Source organism: Weissella cibaria KACC 11862, assembly GCF_000193635.1.
GTDB classification, from domain to species: Bacteria; Bacillota; Bacilli; order Lactobacillales; family Lactobacillaceae; genus Weissella; species Weissella cibaria.
Window position 1 is genome coordinate 93,126 of record NZ_AEKT01000035.1, and the last position, 20,659, is coordinate 113,784.

21 protein-coding genes and 1 tRNA gene are annotated in these 20,659 nt (G+C 43.1%); 2 read left to right on the forward strand and 20 right to left on the reverse strand.

Features of this window, described 5'->3' with window-relative positions; genetic code table 11:
• The first annotated feature begins 38 nt into the window (after positions 1–38).
• Together ESE_RS12280 and ESE_RS0108230 are read left to right on the forward strand one after the other, a co-directional pair.
• Positions 39–209, forward strand: a complete 171-nt coding sequence (locus tag ESE_RS12280; protein WP_010373759.1) for a hypothetical protein — start codon at positions 39–41, stop codon at positions 207–209.
• Positions 210–281: 72 nt separating this feature from the next.
• Positions 282–1,787 (forward strand): helix-turn-helix domain-containing protein, encoded by a 1,506-nt coding sequence (locus ESE_RS0108230; RefSeq protein WP_010373761.1) that lies wholly within the window; start codon positions 282–284, stop codon positions 1,785–1,787.
• 188 nt (positions 1,788–1,975) lie between these two features.
• Here the strand turns inward: ESE_RS0108230 and ESE_RS0108235 are convergent, their stop codons facing one another.
• The 20 genes from ESE_RS0108235 to ESE_RS0108330 all read right to left on the reverse strand — a co-directional run bounded on the left by ESE_RS0108235 (position 1,976) and on the right by ESE_RS0108330 (position 20,653).
• Positions 1,976–2,449, reverse strand: coding sequence for a hypothetical protein (locus ESE_RS0108235; RefSeq protein ID WP_010373763.1), 474 nt, complete (start codon positions 2,447–2,449; stop codon positions 1,976–1,978).
• 294 nt (positions 2,450–2,743) lie between these two features.
• Positions 2,744–2,893 carry a hypothetical protein gene (locus ESE_RS12375; protein ID WP_010373766.1) on the reverse strand — a complete coding sequence of 50 codons (150 nt, stop codon included), beginning with the start codon at positions 2,891–2,893 and terminating at the stop codon, positions 2,744–2,746.
• A gap of 149 nt (positions 2,894–3,042) precedes the next feature.
• Positions 3,043–4,221 (reverse strand): chorismate synthase, encoded by a 1,179-nt coding sequence (gene aroC, locus ESE_RS0108245; protein ID WP_010373769.1) that lies wholly within the window; start codon positions 4,219–4,221, stop codon positions 3,043–3,045.
• A 1-nt stretch (position 4,222) separates the two neighbouring features.
• Positions 4,223–5,416, reverse strand: coding sequence for an MFS transporter (locus tag ESE_RS0108250; protein WP_010373771.1), 1,194 nt, complete (start codon positions 5,414–5,416; stop codon positions 4,223–4,225).
• On the reverse strand, positions 5,413–6,183 hold the full coding sequence (locus ESE_RS0108255; RefSeq protein WP_010373773.1) for a shikimate kinase: 771 nt from the start codon (positions 6,181–6,183) through the stop codon (positions 5,413–5,415). The genes ESE_RS0108250 and ESE_RS0108255 overlap by 4 nt, the downstream gene beginning before the upstream one ends.
• 1 nt (position 6,184) lies before the next feature.
• The gene (locus tag ESE_RS0108260; protein ID WP_010373775.1) at positions 6,185–6,988 is read right to left on the reverse strand and encodes a prephenate dehydrogenase; all 804 of its coding nucleotides are present in this window, start codon (positions 6,986–6,988) and stop codon (positions 6,185–6,187) included.
• Complete coding sequence (gene aroA / locus ESE_RS0108265; RefSeq protein WP_010373777.1) at positions 6,981–8,276, reverse strand: 3-phosphoshikimate 1-carboxyvinyltransferase; 1,296 nt, start codon at positions 8,274–8,276, stop codon at positions 6,981–6,983. The genes ESE_RS0108260 and aroA overlap by 8 nt, the downstream gene beginning before the upstream one ends.
• Positions 8,277–8,663: 387 nt before the next feature.
• The gene (locus ESE_RS11570; RefSeq protein WP_010373780.1) at positions 8,664–8,885 is read right to left on the reverse strand and encodes a hypothetical protein; all 222 of its coding nucleotides are present in this window, start codon (positions 8,883–8,885) and stop codon (positions 8,664–8,666) included.
• A gap of 122 nt (positions 8,886–9,007) precedes the next feature.
• Positions 9,008–10,246 carry a glycoside hydrolase family 32 protein gene (locus ESE_RS0108275; protein ID WP_010373782.1) on the reverse strand — a complete coding sequence of 413 codons (1,239 nt, stop codon included), beginning with the start codon at positions 10,244–10,246 and terminating at the stop codon, positions 9,008–9,010.
• On the reverse strand, positions 10,243–12,180 hold the full coding sequence (locus ESE_RS0108280; protein ID WP_010373784.1) for a sucrose-specific PTS transporter subunit IIBC: 1,938 nt from the start codon (positions 12,178–12,180) through the stop codon (positions 10,243–10,245). Before ESE_RS0108280 ends, ESE_RS0108275 begins: the two co-directional genes overlap by 4 nt.
• Positions 12,181–12,406: 226 nt before the next feature.
• On the reverse strand, positions 12,407–13,252 hold the full coding sequence (locus ESE_RS0108285) for a PhzF family phenazine biosynthesis protein (protein WP_010373785.1): 846 nt from the start codon (positions 13,250–13,252) through the stop codon (positions 12,407–12,409).
• 966 nt (positions 13,253–14,218) lie between these two features.
• The gene (locus tag ESE_RS0108290) at positions 14,219–14,839 is read right to left on the reverse strand and encodes a LysE/ArgO family amino acid transporter (RefSeq protein WP_010373787.1); all 621 of its coding nucleotides are present in this window, start codon (positions 14,837–14,839) and stop codon (positions 14,219–14,221) included.
• Positions 14,840–15,258: 419 nt separating this feature from the next.
• Positions 15,259–15,331: transfer RNA gene (locus tag ESE_RS0108295), tRNA-Arg, on the reverse strand.
• A 129-nt stretch (positions 15,332–15,460) separates the two neighbouring features.
• Positions 15,461–16,225, reverse strand: a complete 765-nt coding sequence (locus tag ESE_RS0108300; protein WP_010373789.1) for a CPBP family intramembrane glutamic endopeptidase — start codon at positions 16,223–16,225, stop codon at positions 15,461–15,463.
• An 8-nt stretch (positions 16,226–16,233) separates the two neighbouring features.
• Complete coding sequence (locus tag ESE_RS11915; protein WP_010373791.1) at positions 16,234–16,965, reverse strand: DUF975 family protein; 732 nt, start codon at positions 16,963–16,965, stop codon at positions 16,234–16,236.
• 192 nt (positions 16,966–17,157) lie between these two features.
• Positions 17,158–17,592, reverse strand: coding sequence for an iron chaperone (locus ESE_RS0108310; RefSeq protein ID WP_010373793.1), 435 nt, complete (start codon positions 17,590–17,592; stop codon positions 17,158–17,160).
• Positions 17,593–17,698: 106 nt separating this feature from the next.
• A complete protein-coding gene (locus ESE_RS0108315; RefSeq protein WP_010373795.1) occupies positions 17,699–18,007 on the reverse strand; it encodes an ArsR/SmtB family transcription factor in 309 nt (102 codons plus the stop codon).
• Between the two features lie 15 nt (positions 18,008–18,022).
• Positions 18,023–18,916: a cation diffusion facilitator family transporter gene (locus ESE_RS0108320; RefSeq protein ID WP_010373797.1), complete on the reverse strand. Its 894-nt coding sequence runs from the start codon at positions 18,914–18,916 to the stop codon at positions 18,023–18,025.
• A 101-nt stretch (positions 18,917–19,017) separates the two neighbouring features.
• Positions 19,018–19,425 carry a type II toxin-antitoxin system death-on-curing family toxin gene (locus ESE_RS0108325; RefSeq protein ID WP_010373799.1) on the reverse strand — a complete coding sequence of 136 codons (408 nt, stop codon included), beginning with the start codon at positions 19,423–19,425 and terminating at the stop codon, positions 19,018–19,020.
• Positions 19,426–19,492: 67 nt separating this feature from the next.
• On the reverse strand, positions 19,493–20,653 hold the full coding sequence (locus ESE_RS0108330; protein ID WP_010373802.1) for a DUF2075 domain-containing protein: 1,161 nt from the start codon (positions 20,651–20,653) through the stop codon (positions 19,493–19,495).
• Positions 20,654–20,659: the final 6 nt, after the last annotated feature.

Below are 20,659 nucleotides of genomic sequence, written 5' to 3' on the forward strand. Positions count from 1 at the left end.
TCCTATAATAAAGTCATTCAGTAACAGGAAGGATGTCAATGATGACCCAATCTAATGAACAAATCGCACACGATCTAGCCGTTGCAATCGCTAGCCAACATTATTTAAAGAGTTCTGTGCGTAGCTTTCACAACGCCATTACAGACTACGATGAAATTTACGACGAACTACTTGCCGAACTTGCCAAGACAGCGCACGTTGCGGTATAACAAAAACATAACAGCGCTTATGAAAAGGCAGTGCGTGCACTGCCTTTTTGTGTGTTAATTGGGAGATTTTCAATGGAATGGCTATTACATAAAAAAGAGTTAGATAAACTAACCCTAAAAAAATACTTACTGGAACAACCATATACCTTAGTACCAGTCAAGCAAGTTATTAATCAACTCGGTTGGTCAAAATATTTGGTCATGCATTATGGGCAAGAATTGATTGACGACATCGAGCGACTTTCACCAAACGCGCAATCGTACATCACCTTTGACGCTAGCAACCAACACTTCATCGTCCAATCGGGTCATACAATTAGTCTCCATGACCTCACCTTAGATTATTTGAACCGATCGCCAAAATATCATATGCTACTCGCCTTATTTTTGGAAAATTTCCAATCTGTCGAAGATTTCGCCGCGCAACATGACTTTTCAACGCCCTATGTTCGTGACGAATTGCGCGAACTAGCTGAGCATCTGGCACAACAGCATATTTTGGTGACAGATAGTTTCACTTTAAATGGCAATGAAAAGGATATTCGCTATTTTTTCTTTCGAATTTTATTTGACTACTATTACCAACAAGCCAACCCACTTACCCCAGATGCCCAAAATTGGGCAGCCCAACTTTTTGACACACTCTCTCGTGTAACTGGGTCAACCATTACACCGGCTATGCGTGTTGTCATGCAATTTCAACTCGGTTTGTGGTATACCCGAATGAAGCATGGTCATATCATTTCATTGACCGACTCGACGCCAGTGCTCCGTGATTTGGCCGATTTGCCTAGCGAGAATGCCGCCTTTCCCATTACCCTGATGAACACGCTTAAAACAATGCTCGGTCTAGATATTGTCGCGGCCCACGATGAGACACGCTTCGCCCTCAGTGCCTTATACGCCTTTGGCTTTGCCCGCAAGCATGATTTCATGCAACTCATGCCCACACAAGCCGTTGCCCTATTCTCGGTCATCAACGACTGTATTCGCGTCTGCTTGCCTCGTTTCTTAGGTAATCCTGGTTTGCTAACACCTGAACTAATGGCTGATTTAGTGGATGATTTGTACACATCTAACTTACGCTTAGTTTACTTCCACAGTGAGCTACGGCCAGAGCCCAACATTACAGATGCCTTCCATCAATTCCCAATTTATGCGGAATTGACGATGACAATCATTAAAGAAATTGTGAATCAAACCAAGTTACCGTTCGAAACCGTTCGAAACACATTATTTGAGGATTATTTCAATACGTTCATTACCCGAATCCCACGTGAAGATGCGCTGCCACTCGTCACAATTGCGTTAGATTTTGTAGACAACGAAGCTTTAAAGCGTCGCCTAATTCAGCGATTGCAAGGTTTTCTCAGCATCAATATTTTTATTACGGACACACAAATTACAACTGCTGACCTCGTCATTTCAAACATTCATTTGAATTACGAAGAGCAACAAACCATCGTCTTACGGCATAGTCCAACATTGGCCGAGCTTAATGAGATCCGGCGAACAGTCAAAGAAATTACAATCGCAAAGTTTGAACGATTTACCGGACAAACCATTTCAATCCTTTGAAACAGCTTTTTAAAAATTGAAAATATCGTTTTTGGTGCCCTCGTTACTTTCAGTTATGCTATATCACGTGGTTGATAAGGCGTGATGCCATAATTCTTCTTAATATAAGTGACAGCGAACAAACACGCCTTGCATCCATGATTATTCAAAAAACGCGCCGACTAACCACCGGCGCGTTTTTTTGACAGCTAAATCAACGTAAACTTTTCAATCATTAATTCAGGGTGCACGATAATCATCGTGGTTGTCCCTTCGACTGCGTAACCCGCATCCTCAAAAGCAACTTGTACCTGGCGCTTGTATGCAAACCACGACCGCATATCAGCTTGTATTAAGTCATCAATTTGATTTAAGACCTCACGGGCATTCTCGACTGCTGCATCGGCCCGGATTGTTTCACGAATTTGATCAACATATTCTTGCGAAAAATAGTGTGGCATCTTAAGCTCACTAACCACTTCAGATAATAAGTGATCAACTTGCACATTTTCTGCCCGCACCATCATTTTCTTAACGGCCAGTTCAATGGCTAATTCCGTTAAGTATGTATTGGTTAAGTGCAGCGCCACTTTACACAGCGGTGATGTTTCATGTTGCCGTCGGCGTTGTTCTAATGCGTCCCGGACAGCATTAGGTGTTGGAATTTGATAGGTTATAGGCAATATCCCCCTCATCAGTTTTCTTAATCGTACTGAATAGGTTTGAATATGTCGCGTCAAACGTATTATTGAAATTTGACACCTTCATGACTAGACATTCCGATATCAGATTGCTATAGTTATGCTAATGCATGGAATAAGCCATGTAATACACGACTCTAAAAGACACCGCTGATCAGCAATGATTAGCGGTGTCTTTTGTCTACCAACAAAAAAAGAAAAGGCAACACCCAATCGGATGCTACCTTAGCAGTCATTATTCAGTTTTTTGTACGACTTTTAATCATGAAGCGTCTGTTAGTTCAAACCACGACGATTGATTTCACGATATAGTGCCGTCATTGAGGCGTTTGCCAAGCGTGTGCTACGCTTTGCCACCATCACATGCTTGATGCCAGCAGTCTTTAGAACAGACTTTGCCCATGCCTTAGTACCAGTTAAAACCATTGTTGTTTCCTCCTTTGATTTTCTCTATATTCACGTACGAGCACAGCTTAACATATTCAAAAACCAACATGCAAAGAGACCTAAAAGTCATTTTAAAATCCTGAATGTTCTCTTGCATCCAAACATAACGGGAACGTTTGTTGGGGTACTCAGAATAACCGCACCTCTTCGCGGTACACGGCAACCTGCTCTTTTAATCGATCGAGATTGTCAGCATCAAATTTATCTAGAACCGCTTTGGCCAATTCAATCGCGACCATCGCTTCCGCAATGACGACCGCTGCCGTTACCGCCGTTGTATCAGATCGCTCAATCGACGCACGGTGATTCTCGTGCGTATCAATATCCACACTTTGCATTGGTCGATAGAGCGTTGGGATTGGCTTAACTACCCCACGTACAACAATCACACCCCCAGTTGTCATACCGCCTTCAAAGCCACCTAGGTTGTTACTGCCACGCGTAAACCCCTTGTCAGCATCCCAAAAAATTTCATCCATCACCTGATCGCCAAATTTTTCAGCATTTTCAAAGCCACCGCCAAAATCAACGCCTTTGAACGCATTAATACTAATAATGGCCCGCGCAATTTTTGCATCTAACTTTTCAGTCGCCGCAACGTAAGACCCCAACCCAGCTGGCATCCCCGTCGCCATTACTTGCACCGTACCGCCGACTGTATTTGCATCTCGTTTCGTCCGGTCGATAACAGCTTGCATCGCTTGATCGCCCTTTTCATCCAGGGCCCGCGTTGGGAAACTTTCCGTTACAGCCCTTAATTCCGCAAAATCTTGGAACGTCGTTAAGCGTTCAAGATCACTAAACGCCGGCCCAATATTTCGCACAAAACCATGTACATCAACACCAATTTCTCGCAATAGCGCTTTAGCAACGGCACCTACCGCAACACGCATTACCGTCTCACGCGCAGATGAACGTTCCAACACATTTCGTAAATCAGACTGATGGCGATATTTAATGCCCCCGACTAAATCAGCATGTCCTGGGCGTGGTCGCATGACCTTACGCATCGAATTTTCTGCATCTGCTGGCGTATTTGGATCCATAATCTTACGCCAATGATTGTGATCATCATTATGAACGTTAAGGGTGATTGGCGAACCAAGCGTGACCTGATGACGAACACCCGACAGAATGGTCACGGTATCTGTTTCAATCACTTGACGTTGCCCACGGCCGTACGCATGTTGACGTCGTGCTAATTCATGATTAATCATATCGGTTGTCACGTTTAACCCCGAAGGAATCCCCTCGATAATTGCCATTTCTTCTGGTCCATGGCTTTCACCTGCTGTCATGTATCGCATGCTATTTTTCTCCGATTTCTGTTCGATTTCTATCCACTACGCGCATAGCGTGTGTCCCAACTAAAATGACATTAATGACGCTCACGACTAGCAAACTCTGCATAACCTGTGCCAAGTGCTGTGTCGCAAATTGTCCGGTGATGATTGGCATCAACAACACCGCAAAGCTACCTGCAAAAAAGTACCAACCAGTCGCGCGACCGTTAAACCCTGGATTGTGTGCAATCAATTGCGCAACACCAAGTTGTAACGCGCCACCAGCGGCCGACATACCAAACAAACCTGTTGCTAGACCAACTAAGACCACTGCGTTGGTTTTAACAATTAGCAAAAAGAGTAAGCTCATCAACGCCACACAATTTAGCATCACTAGCAACCACTTTTCAGGTATTAACCGGCGACCAGTTAACACAAAGACAATGCCAACACCTAGTAATGACCCAACACTGTAGCAAGTCATCAATAAATGTGCGTTTGACGCGCTGAAGCCGCGAACCAGTTGGAAATAGCGTGTTACCCACTGTGTAAAATGAATCATCAGCCACATCGCAGTAAAGCCATACGTCAAGAATGTCACTTGCACAATATCCCATTGCCAGCGCGGTGCCCGTGTCACCCTTTCAGTCACCACAACCGTTGCATCTGGCATATTAGTGTCAAGCAACACAACCAATGCCACCGCTAAAATCACGGCAGCCACCCAAAATACCCAACCGAACCAAAGTTGGTAATGATTTAAATTGATAATGATGATTGGCAAAATCCCTTCCCCTAACGAAATCATCGCCTTGATCAAAACATTACCGCTGGAACGACCATGATGAAGCAGCAGTAGCATTGGGTAGGCTACTGCATCTAACATGGCGTTCGCAATACCGGCAAAGCTTGTTAAGATAAGGCCTTGCCAAATGTGCGTTGAAATTGGCACACAGATAAAAAATAATCCATACGCTAAAATTGCCAGCAATAACAATGTTTTCCGCTGCCAGCGATCAGCCAATTCGCCCAAAAACGGATAAGCAATCAATTTACCAAGCCCAATCGCCGATACAACCGCTGTTGCGCCAGCTAAATCAGTATGCCAAATCGTGGTTAATGCGCTCATGGTCTGTGCGAGTATAATCAATGCAAAACCTTGCACAACGTACATGAGATAAACAATCGCCTGCATGCGAATCGCAAGTGCCTTGTTCATATTTGCGCCTCCTCTCGTTGAATCGCCGTTTCAGTCATCAACTTCAGATAATCGGAAACAAGTTGTGACGGTAACATTGACGCAAAACGCGCTTGTAACCGTTCTTGCATGGCTGCCATACGACCTGGCTGTACCACTGCTAAATGATGCTTCGCTTTAATATTGGCAACTTTATCCACCAGTGCTAGCCGCGCGACCATTGCTTGCAAGATTTGGCGATCAATCGCATCAATTTGACTTCGTGTGGTGTCTAAAACTGTTGCGTCCGCAACGTGGCGAACAATTTCATCACAAATTTCTGCCGGTGTTTTAAAATCAGTCGCGACCATTAAATCAGCCGTTCGTGTGTATTTTGTTTGCCGCTCCTGCCACAGTGTAAAAAAAGAGGCTAGTGAGTGTCGCAACATCAACGGCCGTACCTCGCCAGTCGCTAACAGACGATCGGTCACTGTACTAAATTCACTATTGAGCCAAATCGTGTAAACATCTGCCCTGTTTAACAAGGTGACACAACTTGGCGTTTCAATTACGCCACCCCCAGTGCTGATAACAACATCTTCTTGTTCAAGTGCTCTTTCTAGCAGGTTTGCTTCGATTTCACGAAAAGTTGGTTCACCAACTTGCGTAAAAAACGATGGGATGGGTTGCCCGACATGCGCAACGATCGCCTGGTCTAAATCAATAAAACGCTGGCCTAAAGCATGAGCCAACTTTTGACCCACTGTCGTTTTACCGACTCCCATAAAGCCAATTAATAATATTTTCATGCTAATATTCCCTTCGTATTTGTTGAATAGCCGTCAAAGCGGCTAATAATTCGGCTGCATTATTATCTACAAGTAACTCCCACAATCGTTGCAGTTCTATCATGAAATTCGTTACTGCTTCAGTAGTCGCAACTCGGTTCGCCAATAATATTTGTGTCCATAGTTCAGGGTTGGCGGCTGCAATCCGTGTCGTATCACGGAAGCCTGGACCGATAAATGGCCGTGCCTCTCCGCTCGCATTTACGGCCAAAGTTGCTACTAATGCTTGTGCAATTAAATGCGTCGCATCACTTGTTAACGCAATCAAGGCATCGTGTTCGGTAGCATCAACCGTTTCGAAGCGACTATCTAAAGGCGAGAGTAGCGTCATAATACGACGACAATCCGCGTCATTACCAACCAAGAAAAATGACGCTTGATTAAACCTAACCTTTTTGCGACCAAGAAATCCTGTTTCATCTGTACCGGCCATTGGATGTCCGCCAACGAAATGCGGTAGATGATTCGCCGCCTGCATAATCGGCTGTTTAATAGAGGCCACGTCAACGACTAGATTATTTGTCTGCAAATCACGTAACACCGCCATTGTTTCCTTCGGTGGCACAGCGACCACTAATAAGTCGATTGGCAAGGCATTGATTTCCGCCGGATTAAACGCGCCCCGGATGACACCAGCCGCCAGAGCTTCACGAATTGTCACCGGATTAATGTCAAAACCCAATACTTCATAACCCTCAGTCCGACTCAGTTGTTCTGCCATCGCTGCACCAATGGCCCCCAAACCCCAAATTGCAATTCTAGTCATCAATCAGCACCGCCAAATCTTTGTAGAAGTCCGGGTACGAGACAGCAATTGTCCCAATTTCTTCCCGCAGCTTAACGTTGCTGGTTAGCAATTTTGCAACCGCTTGAAGCATGGCAATTCGGTGGTCATCATAATCTACCAAGGGTTGATTTGGAACCTGCAAATGGTCAACACCCGCTATCAAAAAGCCATCGGGCGTCTCATTGATTTGGGCACCAAATGCCTGCAATGTCTTAGTAACGGTCACAATCCGATTACTTTCTTTTATGCGGAGTTCACTAGCATCGAGCACACGACTATCTCTCTGGGATAATGCCAGGGCCAACGCCAAAATGGGCAATTCATCAATCATCGTCGGTACTTCCATCCCGGCAATCGTCGTACCAATGAGCATTTCAGCACTTGTGACCTGGATGTCAGCAATCGGCTCGCCATTTTGTGTGCGTTCGTGCGTCAATGTAATGTTAGCCCCCATCCGACGCAACACTGTCAGAACGCCCGAGCGTGTTTCATTCACATTTACATCTGTCAAGACGACGTCACTATTTGGTTGAAGCGTTGCGCCAACTAACCAAAAGGCTGCCGCAGACATATCAGCTGGCACTGTGACCGTTGTTGCTACTAATTGTTGATTTCCCGCGACAAAAATCATCTCCGCCTGACAATCAACGGCTACCCCAAAACTAGATAACATGTTTTCCGTGTGATTACGTGTTTTAAAATCATCAAAGATAACGACTGAAATTCCCGCGCTAAGGCCCGCCAACATTAAGCTGGTTTTAACTTGTGCAGATGGCACTGCCAGCGTTTCGTTAATCGCGTCAGCCGTAATTCCTGAATGAATTGTCACTGGTAAATGGCCATCCGTCGTTTGAATCTCAGCACCGTAATTTGCTAACAATGCAACAATTCGATTCATTGGACGCCGCGTTAGACTCGCATCCCCTGTAATCGTTGCTGGTATCCCTAGTCCTGCTAGCACACCAATCATCAACCGCGTGGTCGTACCTGAGTTACCAAAATCAAATTGCAAAGGTTGTTGAAAATGATTGCTACGAATAGCCAAAGCCCCCGGACTTGTAATGATAAGTGCCTGGTCTTCGGTAACCTCAACGCTAACGCCTAACTGTTCAACTGCGTGAATCGTTTGCCAAGTGTCAGCGGACAACAACGGGTGGTTAATGCGCGTCACGCCAACTGCTAGTGCCCCTAAAATGATGGCCCGATGTGTGATGCTTTTATCACTCGCTACACGTAATTGACCATTTAGGCCATTTTGAATCGTCATAATATTTCCTCCAGATAACAAAAAAACGAACCGTGCGCCATGAAAGCACCGATTCGTTTAGAAAAATATCCAGCTGGTCATATTTTTTCTATTCCAAATCAAGCGCTTTTATGCTTTCGCCCGATTCGTAATAGAAAATGCTTCTATTTCGGGCACGTCGTGATTGACGTGCCCAGCACATTAATCACAATGTTCAGAAATAGAAGTAATAAGCATTATTAAATTGTGAGTCCTTAAACAACATAGTTTTTCACCTGTTTCTCATAATTTATTAACAAAACACACTATACGGACTTATTTTTTATTCGTCAACCCTAAATTTTACTAAAACAAACGAAGGAGTTGACGATCCAAGTGAATCACCAACTCCTTCGTTACTGTCATAGCTTACCAATGGCGCCGATTTAAGTAGCTCATGATAGGCGTCGCAATGACGCCTACCAAAATGGCCGAAACAATAATTTCGACAATGCCATTGACCCCTGCAACTGATAAAATCAACCAGCCTAACAAATGATTATTCGGAATGCCAGTGAACGTCGTGTGCATGACGGTGAATCCGAGCCACGTAAATAACAGAACAAACGCTGTATTAATAAATGCAGCCAATCCACCCAATCCTATAAAAACAATCGGCTTTATTCGCTCAGAACTATCCTTGAAAAAACGCCAATATAAGAACCCGATTATTAACCCAACTAACTGAAGAATTTGGTAGCACGGAATACTTATTAATCAAAATATCGTGCTGTCATCACTGCATCACCAGACGTCGTATATAGTTCAACAACATCATTATCGACAACCAGTAACACATCCCCAGAAACCTTTGCCTGCCTAATTTCAGTTTCGCCCGACTCCCACGCAATTCGTTTAATCGTAACGGTATCCCGCTCCCGTTGCACAATCATTGTAGCTGTTAGATTAACCTGCCATGTATCGGCAGTTACGCGCCAAAGTCCCGGTCCGGTAATTTTGTCAGGTGTTGCTTGACGAAACTCGCCTAATTCTGCAATGGCATACTGGCGCAGCCTACCGCCAACAAGGCGCAGTTCACGTGGCAGCGACAAAACATGCGCCCAACCAGCTTGCCTGGTTGGCAACGTTTTTTCTCGGTCAGACGGCATCATACCAGCCCAGCCCCACAATAAATGACGGCCAGCATGCTGCAAGGTTTGCGAGGCATAAAATTCAAATCCCTGATCCAACTCTTCGAAATCCGACGTCACTTCAAATGAACCAGATGTACTGTCAAACTTTCCCAGAACATAACCTGTGTTGTGAATGTTTTGTAACCGGTCGCCTTGGGCAGGTAGTCCCTGCGGTGAGAACATCAGCACATCTTGGCCATCAATTGTCAAAATATCTGGACATTCCATCATGTAGCCGCGATACGCCGTTACCTGTTCGCCTAAAATTGACCCCAGAAATGTCCAATTGCATAAATCTGTTGATTCATATGCAATAATATCGCCAGTCAAATCAAGTTTTTGGGCGCCAAGCAACATGAAAAAATGACCATCACGTTCAAAAACTTTCGGATCGCGCACATGACGCGTATAACCACTCGGCTGATCAAATAACTTACCGAGTTTTTCAAAATGAATACCATCATTCGACACAGCTGCCATTTGGAAAGAGGCCACACTTTCGCCCGCATCATTCCGTACATTGCCTGTATAAAAAGCGTACAGACGGCCATCCTTCACCAGCGTTGTACCGGAATAAACGCCCGACCGGTCCTCTGGCAGACTTGGCGCAATCGCAATTGGCATACGTCGCCAATTTACCAAATCATCACTAACCACGTGGGCCCAAACTTTATACGTATGATCCAGTGCGTTAGGATTCCACTGATAAAAAACATGATATTGTTTGTTAAAAAAAATAAGGCCATTTGGATCGTTAATTAAACCATATTCTGGATAAATGTGATATTGTTCAAATTTTTCTGTGTCTCCAATAATCAAACGTTCGTCTCCTTTTGGGCTGCCAAAAGCGGTTCACCCGCCATAACTGTTTGGTTTGCAATCTGTTTAACATCCAGATACTGCCCTGTATTCGTCACGATGACCATGACGTGTTCGTCTAAACCGGCTGTTTTAATCTTATCCGCATTAAATGTCCCTAATGCTTCACCAGCTCGAACGTGTTGGTTTTGCTTCACAATGGTTTCAAAGCCATCCCCATTTAGTGATACTGTGTCCACCCCAATATGAATCAGGATTTCAACGCCGTCGTCACCCAATAATCCGTAGGCATGGCCCGTTGGGTACACAACGGTGACTGTCCCGTTAATTGGGGCAAACACTTGACCGTCGGCAGGCAGTACTGCGACACCTTTACCCATTGCACCACTCGAGAAGACCGGATCATCAACTGCACTAAGCCGGTCAACCCGACCTGCTACCGGAGACGCCACCACGATATCATCGGGTGCCGGTTCATAGCGCGTTGGCACATCAGTTCGTGGACCAGTTTCACCAAAATGGCGTCGCTTGCCATAACCATAGGTCACCGAAAAGGCCAAAACAAACGCCAACGCGATACTGATGAAGAAGCCAACCCACTTGGCGGCTGGAATGGCGATAAAGCCAATCACACCTGCTGGGCCTAATGAAGATGACAACACATGGAACAAGCCAATTACTAAACCGGCAATCCCAGCTGAGCCAAGCGCAATGAAGAATGGAAATTTATATTTCAAATTAACACCAAACATCGCCGGTTCTGTAATACCAAGCATTGCTGAAGCCCCGGCAGATGATGATAATGCACGCAGTTTCTCGTCCTTTTTCGCCAAGAAGAATACTGCAAACGCTGCGGCTCCCTGAGCAACGTTAGAAACAGCCGCAATTGGGAAAATAAAATCACCACCCGTTTTTGTAATATCAGCTAATAACGTGGTTTCAATTGCCGGAAAACTTTGGTGCAACCCCGTCACAACGATGGCCGAATACACTGATCCAAAAATCCCCATGCCGACAAAGCCTAACGTTTGATACAGAGTTACTAATCCATCAGTCAAGCCATTAGACAACGTCCGTAGTACTGGGCCAACCACCATAAACGTCAAGAAACCCGTGATAATAATGGCAAACATTGGTGTGAACGTAAAATCAATCGCACCCTTTAAATGTTTATGGAAAAACTTTTCAACGTTAGCTAAAATAAATGCCACCCCAATGACTGGCAATACCTGACCTTGATACCCAGCTTGCGCAATATGCAGACCAAAGATATCCCATGACGGCATCTTTCCAGCGGCCATGACCGATGCCACGTCATTTCCGTTAATCAGCGCAGGCATCACCAAAATCATGCCGGCCACGGCTCCCAAGATTTCACTCCCGCCAAAGCGTTTAGTGGCTGTATAACCAATTAAAATTGGCAGAAATGCGAAGGGCGCCGACGACATTAGGTTAATCATGTCAGCTGCATCTTTGATTTGTGGAAACATTTGCACCAATGATTGGGGTCCAAACAAATCTTTTCCCGTCAGGATATTATTCAGCGCCATCAATAGACCACCAGCTGTCATTGCCGGAATCAGTGGCACAAAGATATCCGACAATACTTGGACCATAGCCATAATCGGATTCTTTTTCTTACCCTGTTGCGCTGCAAGTTCCTTCAGTTCTTCAGGCGTTGCCGTCTGGACCCCTGTCTGGCGAACATAGTGATCATATACTTTATTGACATCACCCGGCCCAACAATAATTTGGAACTGCCCGTTTGAATCAAACGTCCCCTTTAGGTCTGGATCGTTATCAAGTGCTTGTTGGTCAATACTGTCACGGTCCTTCACAATTAACCGTAAACGCGTGGCACAATGCGCTGCCGTAATGACATTATCATCACCCAAAGCCTTCGCAACCCGCTTTGCTACCTCTTCGTGGTTCATATTATTCCCCCTAAAACATAATTACGGAACCGGTTCCATTTGTGTACGGGTTAATTGTAACCGTTTTCAAAATAGTAAACAAGTTCAAATTTAGCTTATCCTGGGTGAACAGACAGCAAAAAATGCCCGATGATTACGAAACATCATCAGGCATATACATGTTCAAGCGAATTTTGAGTAACTAACTGCATCAGTTCTTCGCACGATCATTGAAAAAATTTTCGTATCAGATAACTTCTAAGGACTTTACATCGTCAACATAACCAGCGCCCCCAACATTAACACCTATTATTTCATCCTGCTGATTAACAGAAAGCTTTACAACGATTTCTGAAGGACTTCCCAAATTAGCGCCTTGCTGAAAAATGTACTCTTTTTGGCGCCGAATATTTTTCGTGAATAGATAGCACGCCAAGGCACCGCTTGACGTGCCAGTTGCAGATTCTTCGTTAATGCCATACAACGGTGCAAAATTGCGGCAGACAATATCCGTTTCTGACAAGCCAAATACGTGCATGCCGATGACGCCATATTGCTCACTAAGTGTTGCTATTGCTTGCCAATTAGGATTTAGCGCGTTGAGTTCATTGATATTAACCGGTACCAAAATATCTTTCCCACCTTTGGATACCACTTGAATATCGAAGTTGTCATTAACTGCTGAAATATCAATGGCCTCGCTCAATTCAGGCTTCTCAATCTTTTCAAAAAATTCTGAGGGCTGCTGGTTCATAAATATTCTTTTCGGCTGGACTTCGATCGGAATAATCCCCGCCTTGGTTTCAATTGTGTATTGGTTCGGTACAACCTTTCCAAGTTCTCGCATGAGGGTAAAGGAGGCGATCGTCGCATGGCCACATAAATCCACTTCGCTCGTTGGCGTATAATACTCAAATTTGAAATCTGCTTGATCGGAACCGGAAATAAAGGCCGATTCAGAAAAACCCAGTTCTTTAGCAATGGCTATTTTCTGAGTCACTGATAACGGTTGTTGTAGAAAAATTATCCCCGCTTGGTTCCCTCCGGTATTGTCCTTGCTAAAAGCACTTGCAATGTACGCTTTCACTTTCATTCTTACATCCCCCTCAATAATCATCGCTAATATTTCAAGCGTATCACCTCGTTCATAAACCCCAAAGTAGTCTACCGACTCGAGGCGAAATCTAAACAAAATTTTAGTATCATTTTGCAAACGTTTTTTATGTTTGGTATCGTTTTTAAGTATTCAAACTAACACAAAATATATAACAGGAGGACTCTTATTTTGATAAACAAAAAGTCACTCGCTACTTCACTTATGGTAACAACTTTTCCACAAGAGGCGCTCTTGTTTCATGGTATCAACAATGAAATTGTCAACTAAGTCAAAAAAAGCTCCTATTTTTGGCGGTTAACAACACTTGTAGCATTAATTCTTAGTGTACTATTCCCAAAAGTAAGTATAACTATTTTAGTTATTTGGTTAATAGTGTTCATTATTGGTGTGTCAAAAATTTCTAATTCAACGCCTAAAAACTAAATAATTTTTGTCTCTATGAGACATCACTGAAAGTTTTGATTGCCAACATGAAATGATACAGTCAATGTGGCGTACCCCGAAATTTAAAATAACTTTCGGGGGTTTCTGCTTTATTAATATCTAATTTACTTTAGTTCGGAAGGCCACTCCAAACGCTAATGTCCCAATCGTTGTGTCGTCCGAACGGACCATGTTCAGAATCTAAACACTAATCTTTGCACCGTTACAGCAAATAATTGATTATTATTTGTTTGTGTAATTACACGTACAAATACACAAAATCACCCCGATGCAATCTACTAGGTAGTAGGTTGCATCGGGGTGATTTTAATGAAAGACAGAACTAATCATATTGCAGGTACGTACATACTCAATTATCGGCCACTTCATAACAAAAGAAGAGTACAAGAATACTCAAATCGGTACTCAAATGGCTGACGTGATCAACACGAATTATCTGAACGAATTAATATGAATCAAATGTTAACCAACTAAAGTCCCGGTGCTCATCCGAAGTAACTAAAACGTGGACATCACGTTAACACCCACCTCATACAGTAAGTGTACACCGTATAGTAACAGCACAATACCTGAAATCACATTGATCCAAATTAGGAACTTCTTTGACAATCTATCTTTTAAACTATTGATAACAAGCGTCATCCCCATAATCCAAATAAATGTCGCCATAACAATTCCGGTAATAAACATGCCAACCGCAGAATCCGCTAATGTTCCACGAATTGCACTAAGTGTAATAGATGAATCAATAACAGCTTGCGGATTCGCCCAGATGACTACAATGGCTGTCAATATTGCTTTTTTAACCGGTATTTGATTGACTTGTTCATTTAAGTCTACACTTCTCGCTGACTTCAATACATTCCACGCAAGCCAAACAACTAATACTCCACCAACAAACATCACAACTTGTTTGACAGTCTCATTGGCATTTAAAATGACGCCAAAACCAAAATAGCCCACCGATGCCAAGGCAGTATTAGAGATCCACACGAATAAAGAATATAGCATCGATCTTTTCAGCGAGTGATTAAACGCATTGTTAAACACATATATATTTTGCATTCCGATTGGCGCTACTAATGCAAACCGTAACAACAGTCCTTTTAACAAAAACATAGCCTCTCCCCCTAACAAGGTAACGTTTAAACAATTAAAAGAAAAGACTACACCCAAAAAGAAAGTACAAGCACGCCATTTACGTAATGATGTCAAAAATTACGCTGTACAATGTCATTTTTTAATATCATAATTCGTACACAGTATCCATTAGTTTTTACAAGGTCACTCCCTGTATAGTTAAGCCATCTTTTTTAATGAGAGCACAAATAAATCAGACCAAAACTTGGCTAATTGTTTTGTACATTGTTCAAATCGTTTAATAGATGAGCACCAGAATTATTCCATGTTGCCAAAAATAATCAACTGGATAACTAGGGGCTCTCGTTCACAACGAACTCAAAAAATGATAGTCCTAAAACTAGTCACGAATGCAAAATAAAAGCACCGGGAGAATCATCTCTCGGTGCTTTCTTGTATGGGCCTAGCAGGACTCGAACCTGCAATACCCGGTTCGTAGCCGGGGTGTTTATCCAATTAGCATATAAGCCCAAAACATTTAATTCGTTGCCTCAACAACATAATTAATAATATCAATTCACTTCCCGTTTGTAAAGGATTTTTTATCGAATTTTTTTAAGAAAGCAAAAACCCACACCTTCAGATGCGGGCTTTTTAAAATTATTGACCTAATAGCTTACTATTACGTGCCACTTTTCGGTTTGGAAAAACACCAAATATCATGATGATCAGTACCATCACTAAAACAACCCCTTGCGCGGCCACTGCTTCAACTGGAACTGACATCACAGTCGTCCCCATCTGCGCCATGCTATTGAAGTCAATCGCAAAGTGCAAGATAATCCCGTACCAAATTGAGCCTGTCCGTGCATAAATTGCCGTAAAGATTAGACCAACCCACGTTGCGAACAATACTTGTGACAGTGTGGACGTTAAATCTTGACCAGAGGCCATATTTGTTAAATGTAATAAACCAAAAAAGACAGATGAATAAATTGCTGCCTGAAACGGTGCATTCTGACGCTTTTGTAAGACACGTAGCAGAATATAGAAAATGCCGGCTCGTAAAATTACTTCTTCAAGAATACCAGCTTCAAGTGCTCGTAATGTTAGCGACGCCGCTTGTTCAAAGCGATAATGTACGATGTTAGATGCACCAAAAATTAACCTTAGCGCAACGATAATCACATAGCAAACCAACGGCACCCAACTAGCAAACTTCGTAAATTTTAGACCGATATCATGTTGCAACAATTGGCGCATAATGCGTACGATAATGAACAACGTCAAGATGGCATAAGCAATCGTCGCAATCGCATCAATAAAATTGGGCACATGAAACAGCATCATACCATGCTCTAAAACAAAGTAACCTAGTAACAAACCGAGTACCGTAATGAGCGCTCTTTTTTCATTTTTAGTCATAACAAAGCCTACTTTACTGGTGCATCTTGTTCACGAATAAAGTCACGTGAAAAGACGGTCTGACGAACAATAATCGTTGGTATCGCAATCAACGAAGGTATAATCGTTATCAGCGTTGACCCATAAGCTGAGATGAAGGTATTGTCCGTGAAGTAAATACCAACTGATTGATGCGTCAAGACGACATACCCTAGGTAAATCAAGATGATTAAAGCGAACATGATTACATACCATGTCAAAGTTAACATGAAGAGTTGTCCTTTATATCCCTTCATTTGATCATCAGACCAACCAATGTACGCCAACGCACCTTGCAATGGACGTCCTTTTTCAAAATCATCAACAGCTTTAGGAATTGCTTGCGTATAAGCGTAGGCCTTCACAATACCCGGAATCAGGAGTAATATGCTCCACAACATTGTGAAAATCGCCTGTAATACACTGATTTTTATTAATACCCAAAGCAACCGGCCATTTTTGAAGTAATCGAAAACGCCACGTTCAGACCGATTAAAGATAATCAATTGGTAAAGTGTACCCAACATTACCGCCCCAAATATAGTTGCAACTAAAGCTAAAATCAGGCTACCGCCATAGAACTCACCAATTTTATCATCAATGACGTCCCCAACCAAAGTAAAGAAAAGATCCCCAACAACCGCAATTAGGGCAACCAGCAACACCCGCTTAATCGCTAAAAAGCCACGACTATCCCGAATAATATCCGTATTTCTACTCATAAATAAATCCTCCAAAAACCAAACATTACAAATACGTTACCATTTATTTTCAGTAAGAACAATTGACCAAAAATATACCATTTCATTGAAATATTAGTCGATTGTGTTTTTGTGGCGTTATGTAAAATTATTTATGACCTATACCGTTTTAAAAAAGCAACTGTCAAAATGACAGTTGCTTTCATGTTTTATTTATTTTTTCATTGCGCGTTGAATTAATGTACTGACTTGATCAGCTACGTCTTCCTGCCATGCCGTTACTGCAAACGACGTTGGCCACATCACCCCATCATCCAATTGGGCAGCATCATTAAACCCAATTGTGTTATACCGGCTTTGAAATTTCGTAGCCGGTTGGAAAAAGAGTACTACTTTACCGTCCGCATTTGCATACGCTGGCATACTGTACCATGTTTTGGGTTGCAACTCTGGCGCAATCTCTCGCACTAAGTCATGCAATTTCGCCGCGATAAACGCCTCATCATCCGGCATTTCAGCAATTTTCTCCAGCAAATCGGCCTCTGGATTTTTCTTACTGCGCTTATTTGCCTGTTCTCGTCGTAATTCAGCTGCTCGTTCTTTCATCGCCTGTTTTTCAAAATCTGAAAATCCGCTTTGTTCAACCATTTGTTCACCATTTTCTTTCAAACTTTCTTGGCCTAAGTATAGCAAAATGCCACTGGCATGACAGCAAAAAATATGGCAACCAAACAAAGCTGGTCGCCATATCCATCTAATTTGAAATGTCCATATGCTCTAAGTGAGTAAACGTCGCTTCCAGGGTTTGTTTCAGGTGCTGATCATAAATTTCATAATAGACCCGATTACCTGACGTTTCGCGCGTCACCACGTGATTCTGATACAAAATTGCCAAATGTTTCGACACCGTCGGTTGCGCAATTCCAGTTTGCGCAACCAATTCACTCACATAAACGGGGCCTGGGTGCATCACCATATAATGCAAAATCGCTAATCGGCTCTCATTACCTAAAACTTTGTAAAAGCCGGCAACCGCCTGTAATAGCGCTTGTTCCTGTGCCATCTTATCACCCAACCTTTAAATTGTGTTGCAGTTAACTTCTAAGTGCGTTTCTGCCTGAATCGTTGTGTGGGCAATGCCAAACTCATGTTTCAGCGTTTCCGTAATATCATCAAGGTCAGCATCGTTAAATGTCGGTGTAACGGCTAAGTGCGCTGTTAACGCCGCCTCAGTCGTCGAAATCCCCCAAATATGAAGATCATGGACTGACTTTACGGCCGCATGGTTTGCCAAGTAGTCCGCGATACCCGCCTCATCAATCCCCGCTGGGACCCCATTGAGTAGCAAATTCAGCGACTGCTTAAATACATCCCATGAACTGACCACAATCACAATCCCAATTAAGGCTGACACCAACGGGTCAATCCAGTTCCAACCAGTCAGGGCAATCAATACACCTGAAATCACGACGCCGACCGAAACGCCGGCATCGGCCAACAAGTGAATATAAGCGCCACGTGCGTTCAAATCATGTTCTTGCTGACCACTTTTGGCAAAGAAATGTGCTGCCAGGAAATTAACTAAAATCCCAACTAACGCCACCCAAATCACGATGTCGCCGTCAACATGTGCCTTACCATTTATTAATTTATCAATGGCTTCAAACCAGATAATTCCAACGGCAATTAATAGCAAAATGGCATTGATCGCACTGGCAAGAATGGTCGTGTTATGAAAGCCGTATGTCCGTCGACGTGTTGCTTTCAACCCAAAAACTAATACTGCTAGCCAAGACAAAATTAACGACGCGACGTCACTCACACTGTGCAGTGCGTCCGCAAACAAGGCTGTCGAACCGGCCAATTTTGCGAAAATCATTTCCCCAATGATAAAAGCCAAATTTAGTCCAATACCGATCAAATACGGCGTCTGATTATTCTGTTCAATTTCATGATGATGCGTGTGTGCCATCTTCATCCCCTCCGTTTCCAATATGTCACTTATGGTATATGCCAATTATGGCATATTAAAAAGTAGAGTTCAAATGATACCTGTCATTTTCTGGCCTATGCTTATCTTTCAGTAAATACACTAGCCAACCAGTCGGCAATCGTCGCCATGACTACTTCAGTATTCGCTGTTTGTGTCACTTCAATCGTAAACGCCTGTACATCTTCAAAAAAATCTGGCGTGGGGTCATAGCCATTGGCAGTCAGAAAGGTTTGCACAACCAGCATGGCCGTTCGCTTGCTACCATCCACAAATACTGGTGTTTTGACAATTTGTTGCATCATGTAGGCCGCTTTCAGCCAAATTGTTGGGTACATTTCCTGTCCGAACACAATTTGCTGTGGTTGCGTAATCACAACATCAAACGCTCGTGGCGACTGCACACCTGCATTACCACCACCGAGGGTTGCAATTGCCGTTTCATTTAGATGCAACACCTCAGCAGCTGTTAAATACTTTACCTGACTCATGGATCATCCACCATTTTCTATAAAAAATGACGCTTGGGCATTAATACCAAACGTCATGTTTCATTACTTATTTTTGAAGTTCCAACAAGCGCGCGCGCAATGCGTCATCGTATGCTGTCAAGTACAAACCGTACTTACCGCGCTTGATTAAGACGTTCAACACGTTTGCGATAAACGCCTTGAATTCATCTTCCGTAAACTTACGATCTTGTCGCTTCTTGAAAATTTCCTTGTGAGAATATTTTTCTGGAATAATTGTCACGCTATCAGTCTTTGGATCATAACCAAATGAAGGACCAATAATCATCCCCACATAATTCAAATCAAATCCTTGCAACGTATAAATCGTTCCGACCTGAGTAATTGACCCTTCCCGCTTAGCCCAGTGGGTACGCTGTGGATCCCATTCATCCCAAGGCAAGTTAAAGGTATCCATCTCGACGTTGTGACGACCATCAATTCGTGGGAAGCCAGACGTGGCGACCACGCGACTTTGACCGAACTCCTTATTCTTTTCCTTAATTGCTTCGTACAAATCGCCAGCCTTATCGAAGACCTTAAATTCAAACTCAGAATTATATGGAAATGGCTTCAAAGGCTTTTCAGCCGTCAAATCATCCAACCAGTCAACTTGTTCCTGGCTCGCTACCATTCGATATTGGAAGTCCATGTCAAATTGGTGATATGGGTTGTTACCAATCGTCTTAAACAACAAGTCCTTGTCCCAGTACATCTTTGACTGGAACACTTGCGCAAAATCGTAAACAACGACAACGACCTTGGCCAATGACATCAAATCTGCCAATTGGTTTTCACCATTGTAGTGCATGTAAGGTTCAGGCTTTGAAAGCAATAAGTGGGCCTCATCAACGAAAATGACATCGTATTGCCAGTTACGCTTTTGCGCATTGTTAATCAACGGTGTCGGACGCGTAATATCCTTATCACGCATGCCTGGAATATCAACGGCCAAATCCTTGTAGGCTTTAAACAACTCCGGGTGGTTCACAACCAACGCCGTCTTGTACCGCTTGTCCGTCATATACTTGGTAACTAAGTTCATTAAAACAACTGACTTACCAGTGCCGGCTGCACCTTGAATAATTGCAACACGGTGATCATTTTGCTTCAAGCCATCACCAATGTAGGCATTCATATTAGAAATAACAGCTTCTTGCTCCGCTGAAAGATTATCAACGAAAAATTGTTCTTTTAAAATTTTATTCATAATAAA